General features: G+C 70.9%; 15 protein-coding genes and 1 pseudogene. 2 read left to right on the top strand and 14 right to left on the bottom strand.

Annotated features, from left to right (window positions below; all coding sequences use genetic code 11):
- Positions 1 to 27: 27 nt before the first annotated feature.
- The 13 genes and pseudogenes from WMF45_RS14500 to rpmH all read right to left on the bottom strand — a co-directional run bounded on the left by WMF45_RS14500 (position 28) and on the right by rpmH (position 18038).
- Complete coding sequence (locus WMF45_RS14500) at positions 28 to 1167, bottom strand: hypothetical protein (protein WP_437717483.1); 1140 nt, start codon at positions 1165 to 1167, stop codon at positions 28 to 30.
- Between the two features lies 1 nt (position 1168).
- Positions 1169 to 3991, bottom strand: coding sequence for a TonB-dependent receptor domain-containing protein (locus WMF45_RS14505; RefSeq protein ID WP_437717484.1), 2823 nt, complete (start codon positions 3989 to 3991; stop codon positions 1169 to 1171).
- A 4-nt stretch (positions 3992 to 3995) separates the two neighbouring features.
- On the bottom strand, positions 3996 to 7100 hold the full coding sequence (locus WMF45_RS14510) for an FHA domain-containing protein (RefSeq protein ID WP_437717485.1): 3105 nt from the start codon (positions 7098 to 7100) through the stop codon (positions 3996 to 3998).
- A gap of 220 nt (positions 7101 to 7320) precedes the next feature.
- Positions 7321 to 7458: a hypothetical protein gene (locus WMF45_RS14515; RefSeq protein WP_437552344.1), complete on the bottom strand. Its 138-nt coding sequence runs from the start codon at positions 7456 to 7458 to the stop codon at positions 7321 to 7323.
- Between the two features lie 237 nt (positions 7459 to 7695).
- Positions 7696 to 9843 (bottom strand): protein phosphatase 2C domain-containing protein, encoded by a 2148-nt coding sequence (locus tag WMF45_RS14520; RefSeq protein WP_437717486.1) that lies wholly within the window; start codon positions 9841 to 9843, stop codon positions 7696 to 7698.
- A gap of 42 nt (positions 9844 to 9885) precedes the next feature.
- Positions 9886 to 12027, bottom strand: coding sequence for an FHA domain-containing protein (locus WMF45_RS14525; RefSeq protein ID WP_437717487.1), 2142 nt, complete (start codon positions 12025 to 12027; stop codon positions 9886 to 9888).
- Between the two features lie 228 nt (positions 12028 to 12255).
- Positions 12256 to 13077 carry an FHA domain-containing protein gene (locus WMF45_RS14530; RefSeq protein WP_437717488.1) on the bottom strand — a complete coding sequence of 274 codons (822 nt, stop codon included), beginning with the start codon at positions 13075 to 13077 and terminating at the stop codon, positions 12256 to 12258.
- A 627-nt stretch (positions 13078 to 13704) separates the two neighbouring features.
- On the bottom strand, positions 13705 to 14058 hold the full coding sequence (gene rplS / locus WMF45_RS14535) for a 50S ribosomal protein L19 (protein WP_437552348.1): 354 nt from the start codon (positions 14056 to 14058) through the stop codon (positions 13705 to 13707).
- A 322-nt stretch (positions 14059 to 14380) separates the two neighbouring features.
- A complete protein-coding gene (locus WMF45_RS14540) occupies positions 14381 to 14944 on the bottom strand; it encodes a protein jag (RefSeq protein WP_437717489.1) in 564 nt (187 codons plus the stop codon).
- A complete protein-coding gene (gene yidC / locus WMF45_RS14545) occupies positions 14937 to 16721 on the bottom strand; it encodes a membrane protein insertase YidC (protein ID WP_437717490.1) in 1785 nt (594 codons plus the stop codon). The genes WMF45_RS14540 and yidC overlap by 8 nt, the downstream gene beginning before the upstream one ends.
- A gap of 318 nt (positions 16722 to 17039) precedes the next feature.
- Positions 17040 to 17261: pseudogene (gene yidD, locus WMF45_RS14550) on the bottom strand (membrane protein insertion efficiency factor YidD); the annotation flags it as partial.
- A gap of 71 nt (positions 17262 to 17332) precedes the next feature.
- A complete protein-coding gene (rnpA, locus tag WMF45_RS14555) occupies positions 17333 to 17878 on the bottom strand; it encodes a ribonuclease P protein component (protein ID WP_437717491.1) in 546 nt (181 codons plus the stop codon).
- 10 nt (positions 17879 to 17888) lie between these two features.
- On the bottom strand, positions 17889 to 18038 hold the full coding sequence (gene rpmH / locus WMF45_RS14560) for a 50S ribosomal protein L34 (protein WP_012235155.1): 150 nt from the start codon (positions 18036 to 18038) through the stop codon (positions 17889 to 17891).
- 341 nt (positions 18039 to 18379) lie between these two features.
- On the opposite strand from rpmH, the gene WMF45_RS14565 reads away from it, so the two are divergent.
- Positions 18380 to 20065 carry an OmpA family protein gene (locus WMF45_RS14565; protein WP_437717492.1) on the top strand — a complete coding sequence of 562 codons (1686 nt, stop codon included), beginning with the start codon at positions 18380 to 18382 and terminating at the stop codon, positions 20063 to 20065.
- A gap of 40 nt (positions 20066 to 20105) precedes the next feature.
- The gene (locus WMF45_RS14570) at positions 20106 to 20363 is read left to right on the top strand and encodes a hypothetical protein (protein ID WP_437717493.1); all 258 of its coding nucleotides are present in this window, start codon (positions 20106 to 20108) and stop codon (positions 20361 to 20363) included.
- On the opposite strand, the gene WMF45_RS14575 is transcribed toward WMF45_RS14570, so the two are convergent.
- The gene (locus WMF45_RS14575; protein WP_437717494.1) at positions 20344 to 22494 is read right to left on the bottom strand and encodes a thioredoxin domain-containing protein; all 2151 of its coding nucleotides are present in this window, start codon (positions 22492 to 22494) and stop codon (positions 20344 to 20346) included. The two genes, WMF45_RS14570 and WMF45_RS14575, sit on opposite strands and share 20 nt — an antisense overlap.
- Between the last annotated feature and the right edge of the window lie 36 nt (positions 22495 to 22530).

The following is a 22530-nucleotide window of genomic DNA, read 5'->3' on the forward strand; positions in this document are numbered from 1 at the left end:
TCGCCGCGGGGGGCCGCGGGGCCGCCGTCACTCGACGCGGACGAGGCGCTGCACCACGGACGAGCCGCCGCGCGCGTCGCGCAGGACCGCGGTGAGCGTGGCGACGCCCGGCTCGGCGGGCGGGATCCATCTCACGGCGTGATCGCCGATGTACCCGTCGTTCGCGTCGCTCACGAGCTTGATGCTCCCGTCGAGATCGCCCAGATCGGCGAAGTAGTCGACCCAGACGATCTCCTTCAGCGCCTGCTGCTGCGCGCTGGGATCGTCCTCCGCCACCGTGTCGGGGTCGACGATCGCCTCGAGCTCGTAGGCATCGCACTCGACGAACGGATCCTCCGCGCTGCAGCCGGCTTCGCGCCGCGCCTCCGCGCTCACGCGGCAGCGCTGGACGGTGGGGATGTCGGCGAAGTCCTCTGGCAGGGGCTCGCCGTCGAGCGTGAGCCCCTGCACCTCCGGGTTCGCGTTCTCGCGACCCCCCTCGAAGGCGTAGATCTGCGTGTAGCCGGGCACGAAGCTGTCCGGGCCGAGCCGGCGCCCGCCGCTGAAGCAGGCGGCGGGGAACGTCCCGGCGCGGCCGGTGCCCTGGTCCTCCACGAGGCCGAGCTCCCCGGTGCAGGCGACGAAGAAGACGAACGCGCTCCCGAAGGCCGGACCCCCGGTGGTGGGCGGATTGCGGCCGGTGAGGATGTCGTCGCTGATCGTGATCGTGTACGTGTCCCCGAAGCCGGGGCGCACGCCGTTGAGGTCGGGCAGCGGGACCGTCGGGTCGCCTCGCTCCACCCACGCCTCCATCTCGGAGGCGATGCCTTCGAGCTGCGCGTAGCAGCCGTAGTAGTCGTCCCCGACGGGGTTCTCGCACCCGCCGAACCAGTAGACCGAGACAGGGCGCGACCCGTCCTCGGGGCCGCCCAGCCCGTCCTGGTAGTGGATCCGGAAGGTGACCTGGTCGCCGGGGTTGGCGTACGGCTTGTCGGCGACCACCGCGAGGACGCGGAGCCCGCTCACGAGGCTCGGCGGATCGAAGCCCGCGACGCACCCCGATGCGATCGCCGGCGACGCGATCGCCGCGAGCGCGAGCGTCCCCAGCACCGCGCGCCGCCACCGGCACCCGCGGCGCTCGGGACGCTCGCGCTTCGGCGCGCCGTTCATCACCTGCGCCCCGCGCATCTCAGAACTCTCCTCGCATCCCGAAGCTCGGCAGGATGGGCAGCCCCGTGACGTACTGTCGGGCTGTGAAGTTGTAGTTGTACTGAATCGCCTCGCTGTTCGCGTTGTTGTAGACGTTCTGCACGTCGAGGTAGGCCGAGAGCCGCCAGGTCTTGAACTTCCACGTCTTGTCCAGGCGCAGGTCGAGCTGGTGGAACGCCGGGAGCCGCTCGCTGTTCGGGCCGGAGAACGGGATGGGCGTATACGTCCCGGTGGGCGCGTAGAAGAGCGCGTTGGTGCGGTACGGGTCGCAGCTCTGCTCGTTGACGTTGCACACGTTGGGCGTGACCAGGTTGCCGGAGACGAGGCGGAACCGGGCGCCGAACTCCCAGCCGTCGCCCAGGCGGTAGCTGCCGAGCACCGTCAGGATGTGGGTCTGATCGAACGGGACGAGCCGCTCCGGCTCGCCGGGCTCCGGCACCCGCGTGCTGCGGGACAGCGTGTACGCGGCCCAGCCGAAGAAGCGATCGTCGGGCTTGTACTTGAGCAGGAACTCACCGCCGATGACCCTGCCCGATCCGACGTTCTGGTAGTCGAGCTGGATCGACCCGGGTCGGTTCACGCCGACGACGAGCTCGTCGAGCTGCTTGTAGAACCCCTCCGCCGACGCCTCGATGTGCCGGGTCAGCTCCTGCTCGACGCCGGCCGCGTAGTGCAGCGCGCGGGTCGACTTCAGGCCGGGGTTGCCGAGCGGCGGGATCACCTCCTGGAACTGCGGCGGCTGATGGAACACCCCGAGGCCGCCCTTCACCGTGGTCCGCGGGAACCCGGGGACGACGTCGAAGCGCCCGTTCACGCGCGGGCTCACGGTGACCTGCTGGTTCAGGTCCTGGTAGTCGACGCGCAGGCCCGGGACGATCTTCGCCCGAGGGGTCGGTGCGAGCTCGAGCTCGGCGTACGCCGCGGGGTAGAAGAACTCGCCGTCGCGCGAGACCTCCTGGAGGGTGCGCGTCGAGAACGGCTGGTTCGGCGGCTCGCCGGGGCGGTTCGGCCCGGGAGCGCGGAGGTTCACGGCGTAGAGGCCGGCGAAGACGTCGAGCCCCGCGTTGAACACCGTGCCCTTCGAGATACGCCGCGCGTACTCGAGGCGGCCGGAGATCGTCTTGAGATCGAGCTGGAAGTAGATCGGCCCGATCCCGAAATCGGCGTCGTCGCGCGCGATCGCGAGCACGCCGTCGAGCCGGTCCTTGTCGGTGAGCTCGTGATCGTAGCGGAGCTGGAGCCGCTGAAACGCCGTGTGCAGCCCGACGTTGCCGGAGAGGGCCGGCTCGTTGGGCGCCGGGTCGCTGAGCAGCAGCTCGAGGGCGTCGTCGGAGCCGAAGAACGTGAGGCGGAGCCGCGCGGAGGGCGTGGGCTCGGTCTCGAGGAGGACCTGGTAGTCGTAATAGACCGGCGCCTGCGTGACGCCTGCGCCCGCGGCCTCGAGCACGGGGCCGAACGACTCGCCGATGTAGCTCCGCCGTCCTGCCACCATGAAGCGGGTGTTCTCGAGGAACGGCACGGGGCCCTCGAGCAGGACGCGCGCGTCGATGAGGTCCATCTGCGCCAGGCCGTGGAGCTTGCCGTCCTCCTTGGGCGAGCGGAGCGCGACGTCGACGATGCCGCCCTGCACCCGGCCGTACTTGGCGCTGAAGTTGCCGGGGTAGAAGTCGATCCGATCCAGCATCTCGGTCGGCACGACCGAGGAGAGGCCGCCGAAGTGGTAGATGAGCGGCACCTGCGTGCCGTCGACGAAGGTCTGCGTGTCCTGCGGGCCGGATCCGCGGACGATGAGCAGCCCCGCGATGCTGGGCGGGCGGGCGACGCCCGGCAGGTTCTGCAGCGAGCGCAGGGCGTCGCCGTTCGTGCCGGGGATCCGGTTGATCTCGCGCTGCTCGATCGTGCGCTTCGTGACCTCGCGCGGCGGCCGCTTGCCGCGGACCGTGACCTCGAGGCCGTCGCCTTGCGGCAGGAGCCGGTACTTCACCTCGAGCTGCTCCCCGGGGGCGAGCGCCTCCTCGACGGAGAGCGGCTCGAAGCCGGGCGCCGCGATGGTGACCTGGTAGCGCCCCGGCGGCAGCGCGGCGAAGGCGAAGGCGCCGCCCTCGTCGGTCGTGAGCTCCGGCGGCGCGGCGGTCGTCGCCGAGCCCGCGCCCGCGCCCGCGCTGGCGACGCGCGCGACCGAGACGGTGGCGCCGGCGAGCGGGACGTCGCCCCCGCTGGCGAGCACGGTGCCGCGGAGGCTCTCGGCGGGCTTCGCGGGCTCGCCGGCGGCCGGCGGCGGCGAGGCGGTCTTCAGGGTGAACGAGTAGCGGTACAGGATGCGGGCCGGGGCGGGGGTCCCGTCGGCGCGGCGGGCGGGCTCGAACTCGAGCTTCTGGGCCGCGGCCAGCGCCGACTCGTCGAACCCGTGCCCCGCGCTCTCGACGACGACGGCGTGCTTCACGCGCCCGTCGCGGTCGATGTCGAGCTGCAGGGTCACCGACGCTTCGCGCCCCTGCTTCTCGGCCTCCGGCGGATACTCCGGCGGCGTGTAGTTGAGCGCCCGCGGCGGCGTCGCCTTCCCCGCCGGCGCGGCCGTGGAGGCAGGCGGCGTGACGATCGCGCCGCCCGGGCCTCGGGGCACGGCCGCACCGCCCTCGGGCGCCTGCCCCTCCTGGCCTTGTTGCTGCGCCTGCGCCTGCGCCGGGGAGGGCGAGAGGGCGGCGAGCAGCGACGAGAGGAGCGCCGCGGCGGCCGGCCTGCGATCGCCGCGCGGGCGCCGGTCAACGATGCGGATGGAAGCGACGGGCTCCTGCGCGGTCACGACGTCACACCGGATCGCGCCGCTTCAGCACCGCGCAGAGCGTGACGAGGATGATGAAGGTCATTCCGGCGAGCACCGCATAGGGCATCCAGGTCTGATCGTACGTGGTGAAGCCCCACGCGCCCGCGTAGTTGTCCGCCGCCATCTGCGCGATGGCGCACTTGAACTTGCCGCCCTCGATGAAGTCCGCGGCGCTCGTGTCGGTGCGGTGCAGATCGATGACCCATGCTGGATCCTCCGCGGTCGCGAGCCGCTCCGGCGCGATCGCCCCCTCGAAGCCCCAGCGCGCCGGGATGATGTACATGAGCGGCCGGAGGTGCGGCACGGTCGTCATCGGCACCATGAGCCCGCCGAGGACGACCTGCGGGATGAGCGCGATCGGCGTGAGCGCCATCGCCGCCTCGGACGAGGCGACCACCGTGGAGAGGAGGAGCCCCATCGCGACGGCGCTGAGCGAGGTGGCGGTCAGCGCGGCGAGCTGCATGCCGAACGCCTGCATTCCGCCGTGGAAGCCGAGGGCGAAGAACACGATCGCGAGCAGGACGGTGCACTGGACGAGGCAGAAGCCGGCGAGCAGCAGGTACTTGGAGAGCACGTAGTTGACGAGCCCCAGGTTGACCATGCGCTCGCGGAGATAGATGGCCCGCTCGCTGACGATCTCGCGCGCCGCGTTCGAGGTCCCGAACCAGACCGCGGCGACGACGAGGAAGAAGATCGCCGCGGTGTGGTCGGTGGTGACCTCCATGCCCTTGATGACGTCGGTGCTCTTGTCCGCGCCGCCGGCGCGGCGGCCGAGCTCCTGGAGCGCGCCGAGGCACCACGCCGGGATCGCCTTCTCCTGCCCGCCGAAGACGATCGCGAGCAGGATGCCGATGATCGGGGCCTGGAGGAGCATGATCAGGGTGCCGCCGATGTCGCGCTTCTTCACCTTGAAGTAGCGCGACAGGAGCAGGCCGAGCTGCCCCTTGGTCGTGGCGCGCCCGGCGGGGATGCCGCGCTGCCCCTGGCCGGTGCCGATCTCGCGCCGGCCGGAGTACATCCGGCGGTACGTCGGGTTGCCGTCGCTGAAGAACTCCTTGCGCCACTCGATGGCGGCGAGCTTCCTGGCGTCGCCGCGCGACGCGTTCGGGTCCCGCGCGCGGAGCTGATCGAAGATGGGCCGCTCGCGGAGCGCGAGCATCTCGAACATGTCACGCGGGTTGTCGACGTCGTTCTGCTGTCCGTGCCGCTCCTTCCAGCTGCCGAAGAAGCGGTACGCGTCGGGCCGGGTCGGCCCGAAGAACATCGGGATGCCGCCGTAGCCCAGGATGAGCGCGTGGCTGAACTTCTCGAACTCGTCCTTCGCCGGCTGGTGGATCGTCATGATGATCGTCTTGCCGGTGGCCTTCGTGAGGTCATGCAGCAGGCTGATCAGCGCGGTCGTGTCGTCGGCGGCGAGGCCCGAGGTCGGCTCGTCGAGGAAGAGGATGACCGGATCGGTCACGAGCTCGAGCGCGATGTTGACGCGCTTGCGCTGCCCGCCCGAGAGGATCTTGTTCTCGGGCTTGCCGATCTGGAGGTTCTTGACGCCCTCGAGGCCGAGATCCTTGATCGTCTGCTCGACGCGCGCGTCGATCTCGGCCTCGGTGTAGTCGGGCGGGAGGCGGAACTTCGCGCTGTAGCGGACGGCCTCGAAGACGGTGAGCTCCGGGTGGACGAGATCGTCCTGCGGCACATAGCCGATGGATCCGCGGAGCGTGTCGTAGATGTTGTAGAGGTCCTCGCCGTTGATGCGGACGACGCCGCTCGTCGGCGGCAGGTAGCCGTTCAGCGTGAGCAGGAGCGTCGTCTTGCCTGCGCCCGACGGCCCCATGAGCGCGATCATGTCGCCCGGCAGCGCCTTGAACGACACGTTGTCGAGGAGGGTCTTCTGCTCGTTCGGGTTGTCCCGGTCGGGCACCTGGAGGGCGAGGCTCCACGCCTCGATCTCGTAGAGCGGGCGCCCTGCCCACCGATCGGCGGAGTACTCCTCCTGGACGACCTCGACGGCGCCCGCGCCCCCCATCTCGATCTGGAGGGGCATGGGCCCGATGTAGATCTTCTCGCCGCTCTGCACGGCGATCTTCTGGCCGGGCGCGATGCGGTTGCCGCGGACGTAGGTCCCGTTCGCGCTGCCGCGATCCTCGACGTAGAGCTGCCCGTTGATCGAGTGCAGGAGCGCGTGGTGGCTCGACACCTGGGGGTGGGCGAGCACGATGTCGTTGTCCGGCGTGCGGCCGATCTTCTTGACGTTCGATCCGCCGCCGGAGAAGTCGAGCTGGCCGAGGACCGTCTTGTTCTTCCTCCCGGGCGCGCCGGCGGCGGGCACCGAGGACGCCGCGTGCGCGGGCTGCTGCGGCGGCGCGTAACCGCCGGCGACGCCTGGTGGCGCGTAACCCCCGGCGCTGGGCTGCTGCTGCGGCGCGTAACCCCCGGCGCCGGGCTGCGGCGGCGGCGCGTAACCGGAAGCGGCAGGCTGCGGCGGCAGGACGCTCGCCGCGGGCGGGGCGCCGGAGGCGGCCGGCAGCGCGGATTGCCGGGCGGCCTGCGCGAGCTGGACGAGCAGGCTGATCTGGACCGGGACGGGCCCGAAGGCGATGGCGCCTTGCGGATCGATGGGCGTCGGCGAGCCAGCGGCGATGCGCTGCGCGCCCACGTACGTGCCGCTCGTCGAGTTGTGGTCGATGACCATCATGCGATCGAGCGTCACGGTCGCGTGCTGGCTCGAGACGCTCGGGTGCTGGAGCACCAGGGAGGCGCGCCCGGGGTCTCGTCCGATCACGACCTGGCCGGGCGCGGGCGCGAGGTTCCCCGGCGACGCCAGCATCAGCGTGATGGCCGGATGGTTCAGCGGGACCGGCGTCTGCGCGACCACGAACTGGGTGCGGAAGTCGAACGGGACCTGCTCTCCCGGCGAGATGGGCCGCCCGTTCGCCGACGCCGGCCCTTGCCCGCAGGAGAAGAGCAGCTTGCCACCCCCCTGGTTGACGATGCGCGCGTGCTCGGGCAGGACGCCGGGAGCGACGAGCACCACATCGCAGGTGGGGGCGCTGCCGATCGTGATGCTTTGTTTGCCTAGCCCCGGGATCATGCGGGCCGCGTTTCACCACAGGCCGTCGGGGAGGGCAAGGGAAGAGGCGCGTCCCGTGCGTCGCCTCGCGCCACGCTGGCGCGGTGCCGCTCGCGGGAGAGGAGCGCGCTTCTGCACGCGCGCGGCGATGGGCGCCGTTCGTCGGGAGGCTCTCGCCCGCTGGACGAACGGCGTGTCGCCGCGGAGCGTCGTGACTTCCGGGAACAGGGGGTTCAGCGGGTCACAGATCGAGCAGCATGAAGCCGGCGCGGGCCTCCTCGAGAGAGGGTGTACGGGTCGACTCCGGCACCTCTTCTTCCAGATCCTCAGGCGCGCCATCCATGTCGTCGCCGTGCTCGAGCTCTTGGTCGCCAGGCATGGAGGGACCTCCGGAAAGTTAGGCTAATCCGGAATCCGATCTTTCTTCAATCGCATTCCGCGAGCCGGGCCGTTGCGCGGCGGTCATCTGGGTCGAGCGAGCCGAGCTCGGTTCTCGTCCTCCATCCTCGTTCTCGTCCTCGTCTCGGTCGCGGTTTCCGCTGATCCGTGCGGGGCGGTGGGTGGGGGCGGTTTTTGCGCGCCTTTCCGCGCCTTTCCGCGCCTTTCCTCCCCGCGCTCAGCTGCCGAGGAGCCTCCAGAGCAGGAAGACGAACAGCACGAGGAGCACGGCCGAGGCCGAGGCGATGAGGGCGATGTAGACGCCGCGCGGGGCGCGCACGGTGCTCGGCACGCTCGATGCCCCGGAGGACGAGACGGGTCCGGAGAAGCTCGGTGCTGGCGCGGGGCGCGGGCCGGTCGCCGCGTACGCGTGAGCATGCAGCGGCGCGGGCGCGAGGTGGGGGGGCGAGGCGGCGGCGACCGGGGGACCACCGGGCGCTGCTGGGTTGTGCCCCGGGAAGGCCACCGAAGGCGGCGGAACATCCTGCTCGGTCGCGTGAAGAGGTGCACCATAGGCGGCGCCGACGTGAGGCGGTGCACCGTACGCGGCGCCAGGATGGTGCGGCGTACCGTACGGGACGCCAGGAGGGGGCGGCGCGCCGTAGGCGGCGCCAGGAGGATGCGGTGCGCCGTAAGGGACGGCGGGGTGGGGCGGACCGCCGTAAGCGGCGCCTGGGTGAGGCGGCGCTCCGAACGAACCAGGCTGAAGGGCCGCGACGCGGCCCATCGGAGGCTGCGCGGGAGCGCTCAGGGGAAGGGGAGACAGCACGGCGGGCGCGTCGGGCGCGTTCGGGTAAGCCACCGGGGGAAGGGCGCCCGGCACGGTTGGAGGCAGCGCCAGCGCGGAGTCCATCGGCGTGGGCGTCATGGCCGACCCGCCGTCGGCCGCCGTGGGGCTCACGGCCTTCGCGCTGGGGGCAGCGGCCGGAGCCACGGGAGGCAGCTCGTCGGTGGCCGTGGGGCTGACGGCCGGCGCGCTGTCGACGGTGGTGGGGCGAAGCGCCGGCGCGCCATGGGCAGCGCCAGGTGCGACGGCCGGCACGTTGTCGGTGGCCGTCGGCGCGCCATGGGCAGCGCCAGGTGCGACGGCCGGCACGTTGTCGGTGGCCGTCGGCGCGACGGCCGGCGCGTTGTCGGAGCCCGTCGAGGCCGCGGCCGTCGCGGAGCGGGGGGACGCTGGACGCAGCCCAGGCGCGCCGGTGGAGCCTGCCGGGACCACGGTGACCGCGTCGCTGGTGGACGCAGGGCGCGGCGTGTCGGGGGAGCCCGTCGGGACCACGGTGATCGCGTTGTTGATGGACGCCGGGTACGGCGCCGGCGCGTTTCCCACGGCCGCCATGCCCGCCGCCGCGCCGCTCGCGGCCGCAGGAGCGCCATGGCCGTGGGGGAGCGGCGTGCTCGTGGCGAGCTGCTGGCCGATCGCCGCCGCCTCGGACCGGGTCATCGCGACGGTCTCCTGAGGGCGCGAAGCGCGCGCAGGATTGACGCCGTCGCCCGGGCCAGCCGCCCCTGGTGGCCCGTGCGCGATGGTCAGCGAGCGGCTGCCCGTCTCGAGCACCCGGACCATCTGGACGGTGATGTTGTCGTGACCGCCGCGGTGGTTCGCGAGCTGCACGAGCATCCGGCACGCGTGATCGACCGAGCCCGATGCGAGCGCTTGCCGCGTGCACCCGAGGATGTCGCCGGGGAGCACGAGGTCGGTGAGCCCGTCGCTCGACTGGATCAGCACGTCTCCCGGGTAGAGCTCCATCGGCTCGGGTCGAACCTCGACCTCCACCTCCGGCCTCATCCCGAGCGCGCGCGTGATCTTGTTCGCGTCGGGGTGGCCGATCGCCTGCGCCTCCGTGATCATGCCCGCGTCGATCATCCCCTGCACCATCGAGTGGTCGCGCGTGAGGGGGTAGATCTGGTGGCTCCGGATCACGTACGCGCGGCTGTCGCCGACGTGCGCGACGTCGATGCCGCGATCGTGGAGGACCATCGCGACGACGGTCGAGCCGGGCCGGACGCGGTTCTCCGGCGGCCCGCCCAGCTGGTAGACGCGGCGCCCCGCTTCCTCGATCGCGGCCTTGAGCGCCCCGCTCGGATCCACGGTGGCCGGCGTGCGCTCGATCATCTCGAAGATGGTCTGGATGGCGGTGCGGCTCGCCTCGCTGCCGCCGTAGTGTCCGCCCATGCCGTCGCACAGGACGCACAGGTAACCGAACTTGGTCTCGGCGTAGCCGCAGGCATCCTCGTTGACCTGCTTGTTCGGGTCCCGGCCAGCATCGCTGGCCTGGGCGAACTCGATCTTGAGGTGCGGGGAGGACTCGGTCGGGGGCATCATGGGGGGGCGTCGCTCGGGGCGCGAGAACAGGCCCCGGACACGCTACTCCAAACGGACGCTGAACTCGACGGGGCCGAACCGCAACGACGCGCCGGGTGGCACGAGCGTCCACACGGCCGCGGCGATGCGCTGGCCGTTCACGTAGGTCCCGTTGTTGGAGGTCTCGTCCCGCACGAACAGCTGGCCGGCCTCGAGCTTCACGCTCGCATGGGTGCCGGACACGCGCGGCTCCGACAGCGCGATCAGGCACGAGGCGCCGTCGCGCCCGGCGCGCACCTCGGCGCCGGGGTGCACGGTGAAGATGCCCGCCGGGCCCGAGAGCGTCGCCCGGCTGGCCCCGCCCATGGGAGGGCCCATCATCGGCCCGCCGCCATAGCCGAAGTCGCCCGGAGGCGGCGGCGCCGGCGCGTAGGGCGGAGGCGGCCCGCTCCCCGCCACGATGGGCCTCGGGGGCGCGGCCGCCACCGTGCCGCCGCGTCGCTTCCCGCCGCCGCGGAAGATGGAGACGAGGAGCAGCACGATGACGACGCCGCCGAAGGTCACGCCGCCGATGAGCAGGTACGGCAGCGGCGCCTCCTTCGCCTTCAGCGTGAGGATCTTGTCGGCAGTGACCGCGCTCGTCCGCCGCGCCTGGTTGTCGTAGATGATGAGGCGCGCCGTCGTCTGGTCGCCCTTGCCGACGAGGAACTTGTCGGTGTCCGGGAGCTCGAACTCGACGACGCTGTCGCCGGCCGAGATCGCCTTGCCACGCATCCCGCCCTCGATCAGCGTCCGCTGGGCCTTCTTCGCGTCCTCGAGGTTCCCGCCCTGCAGCGACTGCGGCGCGGCCTGGTTCTTCGGGACCATGTAGATCTCGGCCCGCTGCGCGTTGCCACCCCAGCAGAAGTTGCCGAAGATCTTGACCGTGCCGCCGGGATAGATCGGCGTCTTCTTCGCCGCGCGGTCGGTCGCGTCGCGGTCGATGTCGAGCGGCCACGCTGTCGGATCGATGCCGACGGGGACGTTCTGGAAGGTTGCGTCGCCCGCGATCGGCGGATCCGTGTTGATGAAGGCGAGCTTGAACGTCTGCGTGATGCTCGGCGCGACGCACGAGACCCGCCACTTCACGATGTGCATCTTGTTGAAGCGGGTGCGGATCGCGTTGACGATGTTGGCCGCGCGCCGCTGCTGGCCGTCGCGCACCACGCTGAAGAAGCCGCCGATCTCGGTGTTCGCCATCCCCTCCATGAACTCGCGGGCGTTCGCCGTGAACTCCTCGACGAGCTGGCTCGGGAACCAGATCGAGATGACGGGCACCGGGGTCTTCGGCAGGACGTCGTTGTTCTCGGGGAATCGCCCCTTCGTCAGGTACTCGCGGAGGAGGTTCGACGCCGCGGCGGTCGAGCTGGGATCAGCGCCGGCGGAGCCGTTCGAGAGGACCACCATCGCCTGGTGCATCGGCACCTGGACGCCCTGACCTGCGTTGCCGAGCTCCTTGAACGCGTCGGTCGCGGCGTTCTTGATGATCGTGAAGAGCGGGCGCGTGCGGCCCTGCGTCGGATAGGTGCGCGCGACGCCGGCGATCGCCTGCGCCGCCGCCTGCTTGTTGCTCACCCACTTCGAGTCCTCGACGATGCCGCGATCGTTGAAGAACATCACGTCGACGATGTCGTTCGGCTGCATCGCGTTGACGAACGCGCTCGCGACAGCCTTCGCCTCGTCGAAGCGGTTGCCCATGCTCGACGCGGCGTCGATCAGGATGAGCCACGCCGTCCCGACGCCCGGTTGACCGGCGCTGTCGCCCCACCGCGCCTTCGACTCGAACTTCGCCGGCAGATCCGTGCCGTCGACCGTGACGGAGAGGATCGCGTTCTTGTCCGGGAAGTCGAACGACGAGTAGAGCGCCGACGGCTGCTCAATCGCATCGGCGACGCAGTCGAGGTTCGCGTTGCCTGTGAGCGCGGCGCAGTTGCGGGTGAGGTCGCTGAGGCGCTTGTTCTGCACGACCTCGAGCACGGTCGTGAGCACGGGCGAGCCGTCCACGGTGCTCGCGCGCGGGTCGATGCGGAGCACGTGCGCCTCGGGCGCGGCCTCGGCGCGGCGCTGTCCGGCGAGGAGCGCGAGGACAGCGGCCGCGAGCGCGAGGAGCCTCGCGCAGCGCAGGGCCTTGCCCTCGCGCCTGCCGCGACGGGCGGAGGCGCTCATGGTGTGGATCGGGCGAGTCGCGTCATGAGAGGGAGTCATGCGTGGGGATCTCCAGCGGGCGCGAGGGAGCCGAGGAGCGCTCCCTGCGCGAGCGGGGCGGCCGCCGCGCGCAGGCGGCGGCTATCCGGTTGGTTTTCACGCAGCCCGGCCGGGGCGCCAGGTGCCGGTCGAACGTCGCGGGGGAAGGGGGCCAGGCTCGGCAACGCCTCTCCTCGTGCGATGGGCCCGTCAGGCCCGCGCTGCCACGCTGAGCAGGATGACGCTGAACCCGCCGAAGCGGATCTTGTCGCCATCGCGCAGCTCGCGCCGGCCCTGGAAGCCGATCGCCTCCTCGTTGTGGAACGTCCCGTTGGTGGAGCCGAGGTCGGCGAGGACGAGTCGACCGCCGTCGATCTCGACCGTCGCGTGATGTGTCGAGGTCGTCCCGTGCGCTATCTCGATGTCGACCTTCTGCCCTGTCTCGGCGCGTCCGATGATGTTCTTGCCTTGCCAGAGCGGCCAGAACCTGCCGAGCGCGTCGTCCTGGAAGCTGACGAGGAAGCCGGCGAGGGTGCGGCGGCTCTCCTGCCCAGCGGCCCTCGGCGGCGCCGGCGTCGGCGGGCGCACCGCGGGAGGAGGCGGGATGTACGCGGGCGGCGGGCCCGGTGGGGCGATGTTTTGCTGTGGCTGCGGCGGCTCGCCGTAGGCTCCGCTGCCGCTCGCCTGCGGCATCGGCGGCGGCGCGGATGCTCCTTGCTGGTTGGGCGCATAGGCCGTCTGGTTGAAGGGATCGCCGCTCATCTGGATGCCGTCGAGGGCGATCGGGTGGCCTCCCTCCATGCAGAACGAGCCGCCCGCCGGGATCGCGTGCCCCTGCACGCAGCGCGCGCCCTGCGGCTGCGGGGGCGGACCGAACCCGGGCTGCGGGGGCGGGCCGAAGCCGGGCCGCGGGAGCGGAGGGCCGGGATAGCTGCCCTGCTGCTCCGGGAAGCTCGGGGCCGAGCCATAGCCGCCGCCCGGCGCGCCGTAGATCGGCGGCTCCGGCGGGAACGGCGGCGGTTTCAGCGGCACAGGAGGAGGCGGCTGGGGCGCCCCGTAACCACCAGGCTGCGGTCCGAAGGGCGGAGGCGGACCGAAGCCGGCCGGGCCGCCCTCGGGCGCCGGCGGGAACCCGGGAGGCGAGCCTGGAGGAGCCCCGAAAGGCGCCGGCGGGGGCGGACCAAAACCGCCGCTCGGCGAGCCATAGTTCGGGGGAGGCTCGGGGGGCGCCCCGAAGCCCGGAGCAGGAAACGGCGGAGGAGGCGGCGGCGGCGGAGGAGCCCCGAACGCTCCAGGCCCGGACGGGGTGAGCGGCGAGGCGCACACAGCGCAGAATTTATCGGCGGGGGTCGCGGGCGCACCGCAACGCGGACAGAGCATGGTGATCCTTCTCGGGTTTCGCGGCGCTGGGGCACCGCCGCCGCGAGCATACCGTGGCCGCTCGGCCGAGGATCAAGGAAGAAGTATGCGGGAACCCTTGCTACAGGCCGGCAACGCGGTGCGTGCGCGCGCATGCAGGCGTCATCGCCCGGCGCGCAGCTGCTTCCGCGCTGTGCCATGGATGCTTGAGTGCACAATCGAACCAGGGAGCCGGCTGTCCCCCTGGCCATCTGCTCTGCGGGAGTGCTCTCCTCGCGGCCGGGGTGCCGGCCCGCGGGATCAATCCTTTGCGTCGCGGACGCGAGCGGCCTTGCCTGCCAGGTTGCGCAGGTAGAAGAGCCGCGAACGGCGGACCACGCCGCGCGAGACGATCTCGACCTTGTCGATGCGGGGGCTGTGGAGGAGGAACATGCGCTCGACGCCGACCGTGAAGCTCACCTTGCGCACGGTGAAGGTGCTCCGGACCCCGGCGCGGTGGCGCTTCAGAACGACACCCTGGAACACCTGGATGCGCTCCTTCTCGCCCTCGACGATCTTGTAGTGGACGCGCACCGTATCGCCGACCCGGAAATCCGGGATCCCCTCGCGGAACAGGGGAGCTTCGATCTTCGCGAGGATGTTCGAGGTCTGCATGGTCGGTCAATCCTTCAAAGGGTCGGGGATCCGTCTTCGCGGTCCCGTGCCCGTGCTCAAGGGGGGCTGGGCCGCCGCCGTTCGTTGACTGCGTCCGGCGGAGCGGGGGCCGCGCGCGGCCCTCGTGCTTCACGCGATGAACGCAGATGGAACCCGGTTGCGGTTCCGGGAGAACATGGGCGCGAGCGCGTGTCCGCGCACCTCCCCGGGGGGTACCGGAGAGGTGCGGCATTATGCATGCGGGCGATCCGGTGTCAACGCCGGCAGCGGCGCAGTCGCGCACTCGTTCTTGATGCGCGCGCTTCGTGCCGGGCCTACTGCCTCAGCGGCGGACGGGGATGATTTGCACGCGGCGGGCCTCACCCTCGCCGTCGCTCTTGGTGACGACGCCCGGGAACTTCGCCAGCGCCAGGTGGACGACGCGGCGGTCCTGCGGGTTCATCGGCTCGAAGGTGATGATCTTGCCCTCCTCGACCGCCTGCTTGCCCAGCCTGCGCGCCATGGAAGAGAGCGTGTCCTCGCGCCGCTGCCGGTAGCCCTCGGCGTCGATGATCACGTGACGCCGCTTCTTGCCCGGTCGGTTGATCACGCGGTTGGCGAGGAACTGCAGCGCGGTGAGCGTCTGCCCCTTCTTGCCGATCACGCGGCCCGCGTCCTTCCCCTCGATCTCGAGCCGGATCTCCTCGGGCGGATCCTCCTCCTCGTTCTCGAGGAGGTCGACGGTGCAGTCCATGCCCATCGCCGCGAGCACATCGATGACGAAGTCGAGCGCGACGTCGGCGCGCCCGTCCTCCTCGAACTCGGCCGCGTCGCCAGCGCCCTGCGCCTCGGCATCGACATCGACGTCCGCTGCGTCGATTCCCCTTTCGGCAACTTCACTATCCACGGACACGTGCTTTTCCCTTTCCGAGAGCAGGGGCCGACTTGTCGTCGTCGCCCGGAGTCTTCTTCATCGCGGATTGGGGCTCCGCGCTCGCGACCTCTCGCACCTGGATGCCGCCGGCCCGTTCGTTCTTCGCCTTCAAGTAGCGCTCGACGAGCACCTGCTGCCCGATGCCGAGCCAGGTGTTCGTCAACATGTAAACGCCGAGGCCGGCCGGGAGGAAGAGCATCATCGCGGTGAAGATGCCGGGCATCAGGTACATCATCATCTTCTGCTGCGCCGGGTCGCCCTGCGGGGGCATGAGCTTCTGCTGGATGAAGCTCGAGCCGCCGAGGACGATGGGAATGATGAAGTACTTTCCCGGGGCCGACAGGTCCGGAATCACGGGGCCGAACGGGGTGTGGTAGAGCTCCACCGCGGTCTGGAGCGCGGTGTAGAGGGCGAACCATACCGGCATCTGGAGCAGCATCGGGAAGCATCCGACGACCGGGTTCGCGACCTTGTTCTTGCGCCAGAGCTCCTGCATCGCGAGGCCGCGCTGGGCGGCGTCGTCCTTGTACCTCGCGTTGATCTCATCCATCTCCGGCTTGAGCTTGCGCATCGCCGCGGCGCTCTTGATCTGCTGGATGCTCAGCGGGAAGAGCAGGAGCCGGACCGTCATGGTGAGCAGGACGATGGCCCAGCCCCAGCTGCCCACGGCGCGGTGGAGGACATAGAGGTACGAGACGAGGAGCTTCGCGATCGGCGAGAACCAGCCGAGGTTGATGACCTCGCTCGCCCCGTGGTCCACGGCGGCGAGCAACTCGCGCTCCTTGGGCCCGGTGAAGGACAGGAGCTTGTAGGTCACCGCGCCGCCGGGCGCGAGCTCGTGCTCCGGATAGGCGAGCCGCGCGCGATAGATGTGCCCGTAGCTCGGGTCCTTGCTTTTGTCCTGGAACTTCGATGTATCCCAGACGTCCTCGATCTGCGTCTCGGCCGTGGGCTGCCCTGGCCCTTCCAGCGGGATCGCGATCTTGCTGAAGTAGCTGCTCGAGACGGCGGCGAACCGCGCGTTGCCCGGGGTGCGCCGCCAGCGCTCGGCGGTGAACTCCGGGTCCTTGAAGTCGCCGGGCTCGAAGGCGTCGGGGTGCTGACGCTCGGTCTTCTGGTCGGTCGCGGCGACCGTCTCGGTGATCCACTCCGAGATCAGGCCGAGATGACCCTCCGTCTCCTTCTGGGTCCGCCACGCGGTCTGCTCGACGGCGAGCCGGTGCTTGCGCGGCTCCTGCGCGAGGTTCTCGACCGTCATCTGCACCGAGAGCTCGAAGGGACGCCCCGTGGCCGCGACGACCTTGGTGAGCCTCGTCGCGCTGTCGGCGTAGGTGAACGTGCAGCTCTTGCCGTCCTGCGCCGAGAGCTTCCAGTCGAGATCGTCGAACGGCACCTGCGGCGCGCTGCCGCCAGGCAGGTGCAGGTCCGTCCTGAGAGGCATCCGCGACTCGAGCGAGGTCGTTACCAGGTCCATCGGCCTGCGCTCGCCGTTCCCCGTCGTGTACTTCGGGTCCGTCATCCAGAGGTGCCGGAGCGACCCGCCGTGCGTCGACAGCTCAGCCTTGAAGCGATCTCCGTCGATGACGCACATCTCCGGGGGAGCGCGCTCGGCGGGGGCCGTGCTGTCGTTGACGTCGAGCGGCTGCAGCTGCGGCGCGCCCTGGCCGAAGAGGAGCGGCTTGCCGAACTGGAAGAAGAGGATGATGGCGAGGCCGAGGAACAGCCATTTGGCGATATTGCTGCGTTCCATGAAGTCCTTCGTCGATCCCAGGATCTCGAGCCGCGCCCTTCGCTGCGGGCGTCTCGTGACGCCTCACGAGGCTGCCCAGGGGCGCTCCGTGCGGGCTTCGCTCCGCGGCGTGTCGGGCGCCGTGCCGCAGGGGGCCTTGTCGATGGCCGAGCGGGATTAGTCCATGAGGGTGACCCGGCCGCTGAAACCCGCTCGACAAGGGGATGAGGCGTGCGAGGCGAGCTCCGCGCCAGTAGACGAACAGCGTGTCGTATCCCGCGGGTCAGCGTCCCGTTGACGCGGCATCCGGGCAGCCGCGGCACGGCGAAGACGAGGTGGTGGCGGAGGGTCGAACCCGCCTGGATGAAACGGGTGACACCTACACAGTCGCTTGAGCGAAAGCAAGCTCCCCCGGAGCGCCCCGTGGTCCACGATGCAGGCGGCGGCGTAGCGCGAGCAGGAGGGCTCGAACCGACAGACCGGGCCCATCAACGCCACGATGAGCCTGGAGAGCGTCATCTGGTAGGCGCGGATCAGCGCGAGGAGGAGCGTCGCCAGCATGTGGTGAGCCGTGAGAGAGCGAGGAGCTTGGGGCCCAGCGCACCACGGCGCAAGGTATGCCGCGCCATCTTCTAGCCGTCGCTCGGGTCGGTCTGGTCTGGCGCGGGCGCTGGCGGATCGCCTGCGCTGCGCTCGGCCATGACCTCCGTTCGCGCGCGCGACGCGGCGGTGAGCGCCTCCTTCGCCCGGCGGCGGAGCACCGGGACCACGCCACGAAGCTCCGCGAGGACGTCATCGAGGCCGAGCGAGCCGGCGCCAGTGCGGAGGATCACCACGATGTCGACGCGCTCCGGGAAGAGCTCCGGGAATCTCCGGAACGCCTCCCTGAGCAGGCGCTTCGCGCGGTTGCGCGCCACAGCGCCGCCCACCTTGCGCGAGGCGACGAGGCCCAGGCGAGGCGCCCTGGATGGGACAGGCGCGGCAGCGCTCTTCGTGCCGCGGGGGGCCCCGCCGCGAGCGGCGCCCTCGGTGGGGGCCGCGACGAGGATCAGCAGGTGGCGGGTGCTGGCGCGATGGCCACCGTTCTGGATGCGGACGAATTCTGCCCGCCTGCGAATGCGGCGCTCGCGCGGGAACGAGGAGGAGGACGCCGACGAGCGCGGGGGCGCTGGCGCCATCACCGCCGCGTTACTTCTTGTAGATGGTGGGCGCGAGCCGGGCGCGGCCCTTGCGGCGGCGGTTGTTGATGACCTTGCGACCGCCGGCGGTCGCCATACGCGCACGGAAGCCGTGGGTCCGGGCGCGGCGGGTGTTATGGGGCTGGTAGGTGCGCTTCATGGCTGGTGGTCCCTCGGTCTGGACCGCAAACGGCGGCAACCTGGCCGCACGTCAAGCGGGCGCGCAAGAAAGCACGGCATTTGGCCCAGGTCAACACCAGACGACGAGGTGACGCATGGTGACGGATGGTTGCGCGCCTTGCCCACGTTCGCCGTTCTCTCTCACCTTTCTAGAGGCCTGGGTTAGCGTGTAGCCTCCGATCGACCGCAACGGTCGTTCAAAAGCGGGTCACAGGAGGGAATTTGACGCGCACCGGAGGACATGAGGGGGAAAAGCAGCACGCGCCCGCACGGGGCGTCAAGCGACGCGCGCTGACGGCGGCTGCGGCGGGAGCCTTGTTCTTGAGCGCGCTCCCTGTGAGCGCCCAGACGAGAACGTTCTACCTGGACCGGCTCTACATGGCCGGCGCTCCCGACGACTCGATCGCGCTCTGGCGACCGCAGGTGGCGCCGGAGACGCGCTTCTTCGGGCAGTTCGGGCTCGGCCTCGGCCTCAATCCCTTCCGGGTCGAGAACATGCTGAATGACGAGCAGGCCGCGGGGCGGTTCAGCAGGGAACACGGCTCGCCGGTGTCCTCGCAGCTCATCGGCTACTTCAACGGGGGCGTCGAGCTCCTCGACCGCTTCTCGTTCCAGGTGGGGCTGCCGATCATCGCCCTCCAGACGAGCAACCCGACGAACGACCCGAGCGTCGCCGGTGCAGAGGACGCGGCGAGCCCGTCGACCGCCGCGCTCATGGACATCCGGCTCGACGGGCGGGCGATCCTGTACCGCACCGAGGATCGCTTCTTCAAGCTGGGCGCCAACGCGACGGCGTGGGTGCCGACCGGCAGCAAGCTCTCGTTCTCGGGCGACAACGCCGCGAGCGCGATGATCGGGCTCTCGGGTGAGATCGATCTCAAGTCGATGTTCTTCGTCCTGAACACCGGGGTGCACTTCCGTCCGTACTCATCGCTCAACGACTTCGCCGTGACGAACGAGTGGAGGTGGGGGATCGGCGGCTTCCTCCCGCTGCGGAACGGGGCGCTGCGGCTCGGCGCGCAGATCTTCGGATCGACGGGCCTCGGCCGCGGCACGACGTTCAGCGGCGACAACACGCCGCTGGAGTGGATGGCCGAGGGGCGGCTCGCGCTCGATCAGCGGAAGAAGGGGTGGCTCGGGGTCGGCGCCGGAACGCGGCTGTCGGGCGGCTACGCGCCGGATTTCCGGATGGTCGGGGTCATCGGCTACTCGTTCGGCATCAAGGATGTCGAGCCCGTGTCTCCTGGCAGGCGCTTCCAGGCGGTCCCGCCGCGCGCCGCGGATACGGACAAGGACGGGCTCCCGGACGACATCGATCTCTGCCCGACCGATCCCGAGGACGGCAAGCCGCCGAACGCCGACGACGGCTGCCCGGCGCTGCCCGATCGCGACGGCGACGGCATCCCCGACACCAGCGACAAGTGCCCGGATCAGCCCGAGGATTTCGACAAGATCAACGACGCCGACGGGTGCCCGGAGGATGACGCCGACGAGGACAGCATCCCGGACGCGAAGGACGCCTGCCCCAAGGAGCCTGGCCAGCCGAGCCCCGAGCCGACGAAGAACGGCTGCCCGCAGTTCATCCGTCGCATCACGGGGTCGAGCGAGATCCAGATCTTGAAGCAGGTGCAGTTCGCGACCGGCAGCGCGAGGATCCTGCAGAACAGCTACAGCATCCTGGACGAGGTCGTCCGGCTCTTGAAGGTGAACCCCGAGATCACGCTCGTCGCGATCGAGGGCCACACCGACAACCGGGGCCCGGACCAGCTCAACGAGAAGCTCTCGAACGATCGCGCTCACTCGGTCAGGACGTACCTGATCGAGCGGGGCGGCATCGATCCCGCCCGGCTCACGGCGGCGGGCTTTGGTCCGAAGCGGCCGATCGACGACAACAACACCGAGGCCGGGCGCCAGAAGAACCGGCGCGTCGAGTTCCACATCCGCGAGAGCAACACGGGCGGGAGCAAGGCTGGCGGCGACAAGGGTGGCGGCACCGTCACGCCGTAGGTGGCCCATCCGGGCGGCGCGCGCGGGAGCCCTGCTATGCGTGGTGCTCTCGTCGGCGTGCCGCCCTGAGCAGGGCAAGCCCTACCGCTGCAGCTGCACCTTCGTCACGGACTTCGACGACGACTCGAGGCTCGACGTGGAGGTCTGCGCTCCGAGCGACGCCCGCGCCGAGGGCGTCGGACGTGGATGCGCGCAGACCCACGCGCCGGGCCCGGTGTCCGGATGCACCTGCGGAGGCGCCCCGGATCGCGGCCCGTGCGAGCTCGGCGCGTGCCACGTTACGCCAGCAGCGCCTTGAGGTCGGCCGCCGTCGTGACGGGCGCCGAGCACGTCCGCCCGCGACATGCGTAGGCCACCGCCCCGTCAGGGCGCGCTGGCTTGCCCTCGGCGACGACCTTCACCGCCGCGGCGCTCTCCGGCCGAGCCGGATCCACGAGCACGATCGCCCGGTTCGGCAGGTACGCCTTGAACGCCTCGCGCGCGAGCTCGGCCGCCGACGCCGAGCCCGCCTCGCCGACCACCATGACCGTCACTGCACCGCGCGTCAGGCGGTCGAGCACGCACACGGTCTGGCCGAGACCGAAGGCGTTCTCGAGCGCCGTCGGCGCGAGGACGCCCAGCTGCCGCTCTGCCGGTGAGAGGTAACGCTCGTCGGCGATCTCGGAGAGGCGCAGGCAGAGGAGCGCCGCCATCGAGGCGGCCGAGGGCGCGGCCTGGTCATAGATGTCCTGCGTGCGCGCGATCAGCGCGTCGCCGTCGTCCGGCGTGAAGAAGAACCCGGGCGCGGCCTCGTCCCAGTGGTGCGCGATCATCGCGTCGGCGATCGCGCGCGCGACGTCGACGTAGCGCGGGTCGGAGGTGGCCTCGTACAGGTCGAGGGCCGCGTTCCCGAGGTACGCCTGGTCGTCGAGGAACCCTGGCCGGACGTCGCCCACGGCCGCCCCGGAGCCGCCGTGCTCGCCCTTCGCGCCTGCAGGCGCGCCGTCCTTGAGATAACGGCCGACGCGGCCGCCGCGGATGAGCTTCCGCTCGAGCAGCGCGAACGCGCGCGCCGCGGCGTCGACCCAGGCGGGCTCGTCCAGCGCGCGCCCGGCGTCGGCGAGCGCCCCGATGAGCAGCCCGTTCCAGCTCGCGAGCACCTTGTCGTCGCGCGCCGGCCGAGGCCTCGCGTCGCGCGCGGCGAGCATCGCGACCCTGGCGCGCGCGAGCGCGTCGCGGCACCGATCGAGGTGGGTCGAGGAGCCTCCTCCCGCGCCGTCATCGATGACCGCCGCGGCCTGCTCGAGCGTGCGGTGCTGCGAGAGCACCGTCGCGCCGCTGTCCTCGAAGTTGCCCTCCTCGCTGATGCCGAAGACGAGGCGGGCCACGTCGTACGCGAGCTGATCCTCGCCGACGGCGTCGCGGAGCTGATCGAGCGTCCACACGAAGAACTTGCCCTCGCGCCCCTCGGAGTCGGCGTCCTGCGACGCGTAGAAGCCGCCCTCCGGGTCGCGCATCTCGGCGAACAGGTAGCCGACGATCTCGCGCGCCGTCTCGGCGTAGATCGGCTTCTTGAACGCCCGGAACCCGTCGGCGTAGAGGCGCAGGAGGAGCGCGTTGTCGTAGAGCATCTTCTCGAAGTGGGGCACGAGCCAGCGCTCGTCCGTCGAGTAGCGGTGGAAGCCGCCGCGCAGGTGATCCCAGATGCCGCCGTCCCGCATCCTGTCCAGCGTGAGCTCGACGCCCTCCGCCGCGACGCGATCGCCCTCCAGCACGCCGCGGCGGAGCAGCACGTCGAGCGCCATCGTGTTCGGGAACTTCGGCCGCGATCCGACGCCGCCGTGGCGGGGGTCGAGGCGCGCAAGCAGCTGCCGCGACGCGCGCCGGAGCAGATCGGACGACGCGGGCGCGACGACGCCTGCAGCGCGCGCCGGCGCGCGCTGAGCGCGCTCGATGGCCTCGGTGATCTCCTGCGCCTGCTGCTCGACGTCGTCGCGCCGGTTCCTGAAGGCGTCGGCGATCTTGTCGAGCACCTTCGGGAAGCCGGGCATGCCGAGCGCGTCCTTCGGCGGGAAGTACGTGCCCGCGAAGAAGGGGCGCTGGTCCGGGGTGAGGAACACCGTCAGCGGCCAGCCGCCGCTCCGGCCCATGAGCTGCACGACGAGCTGGTAGATGTGGTCGAGATCGGGCCGCTCTTCCCGGTCGACCTTGATGTTCACGAACAGGTCGTTCATGTGCCGGGCGATCGCCTCGTCCTCGAACGACTCGCGCTCCATCACGTGGCACCAGTGGCAGGCGGCGTAGCCGATGGACAGGAGGATCGGCTTGTCCTCTCGGCGAGCGAGATCGAGGGCCTCGGCGCCCCACGGGTACCACGCGACCGGGTTGTGCGCGTGCTGCAGGAGGTACGGCGACGACTCGCTCGCGAGCCTGTTCTTGTGGGCTGCCATGAGCCCCACGTAGAGCCGGGCGCGGGGGGCCGCCAG

The organism is Sorangium sp. So ce448 (assembly GCF_051520915.1).
Taxonomy (GTDB): Bacteria; Myxococcota_A; Polyangia; order Polyangiales; family Polyangiaceae; genus Sorangium; species Sorangium cellulosum_B.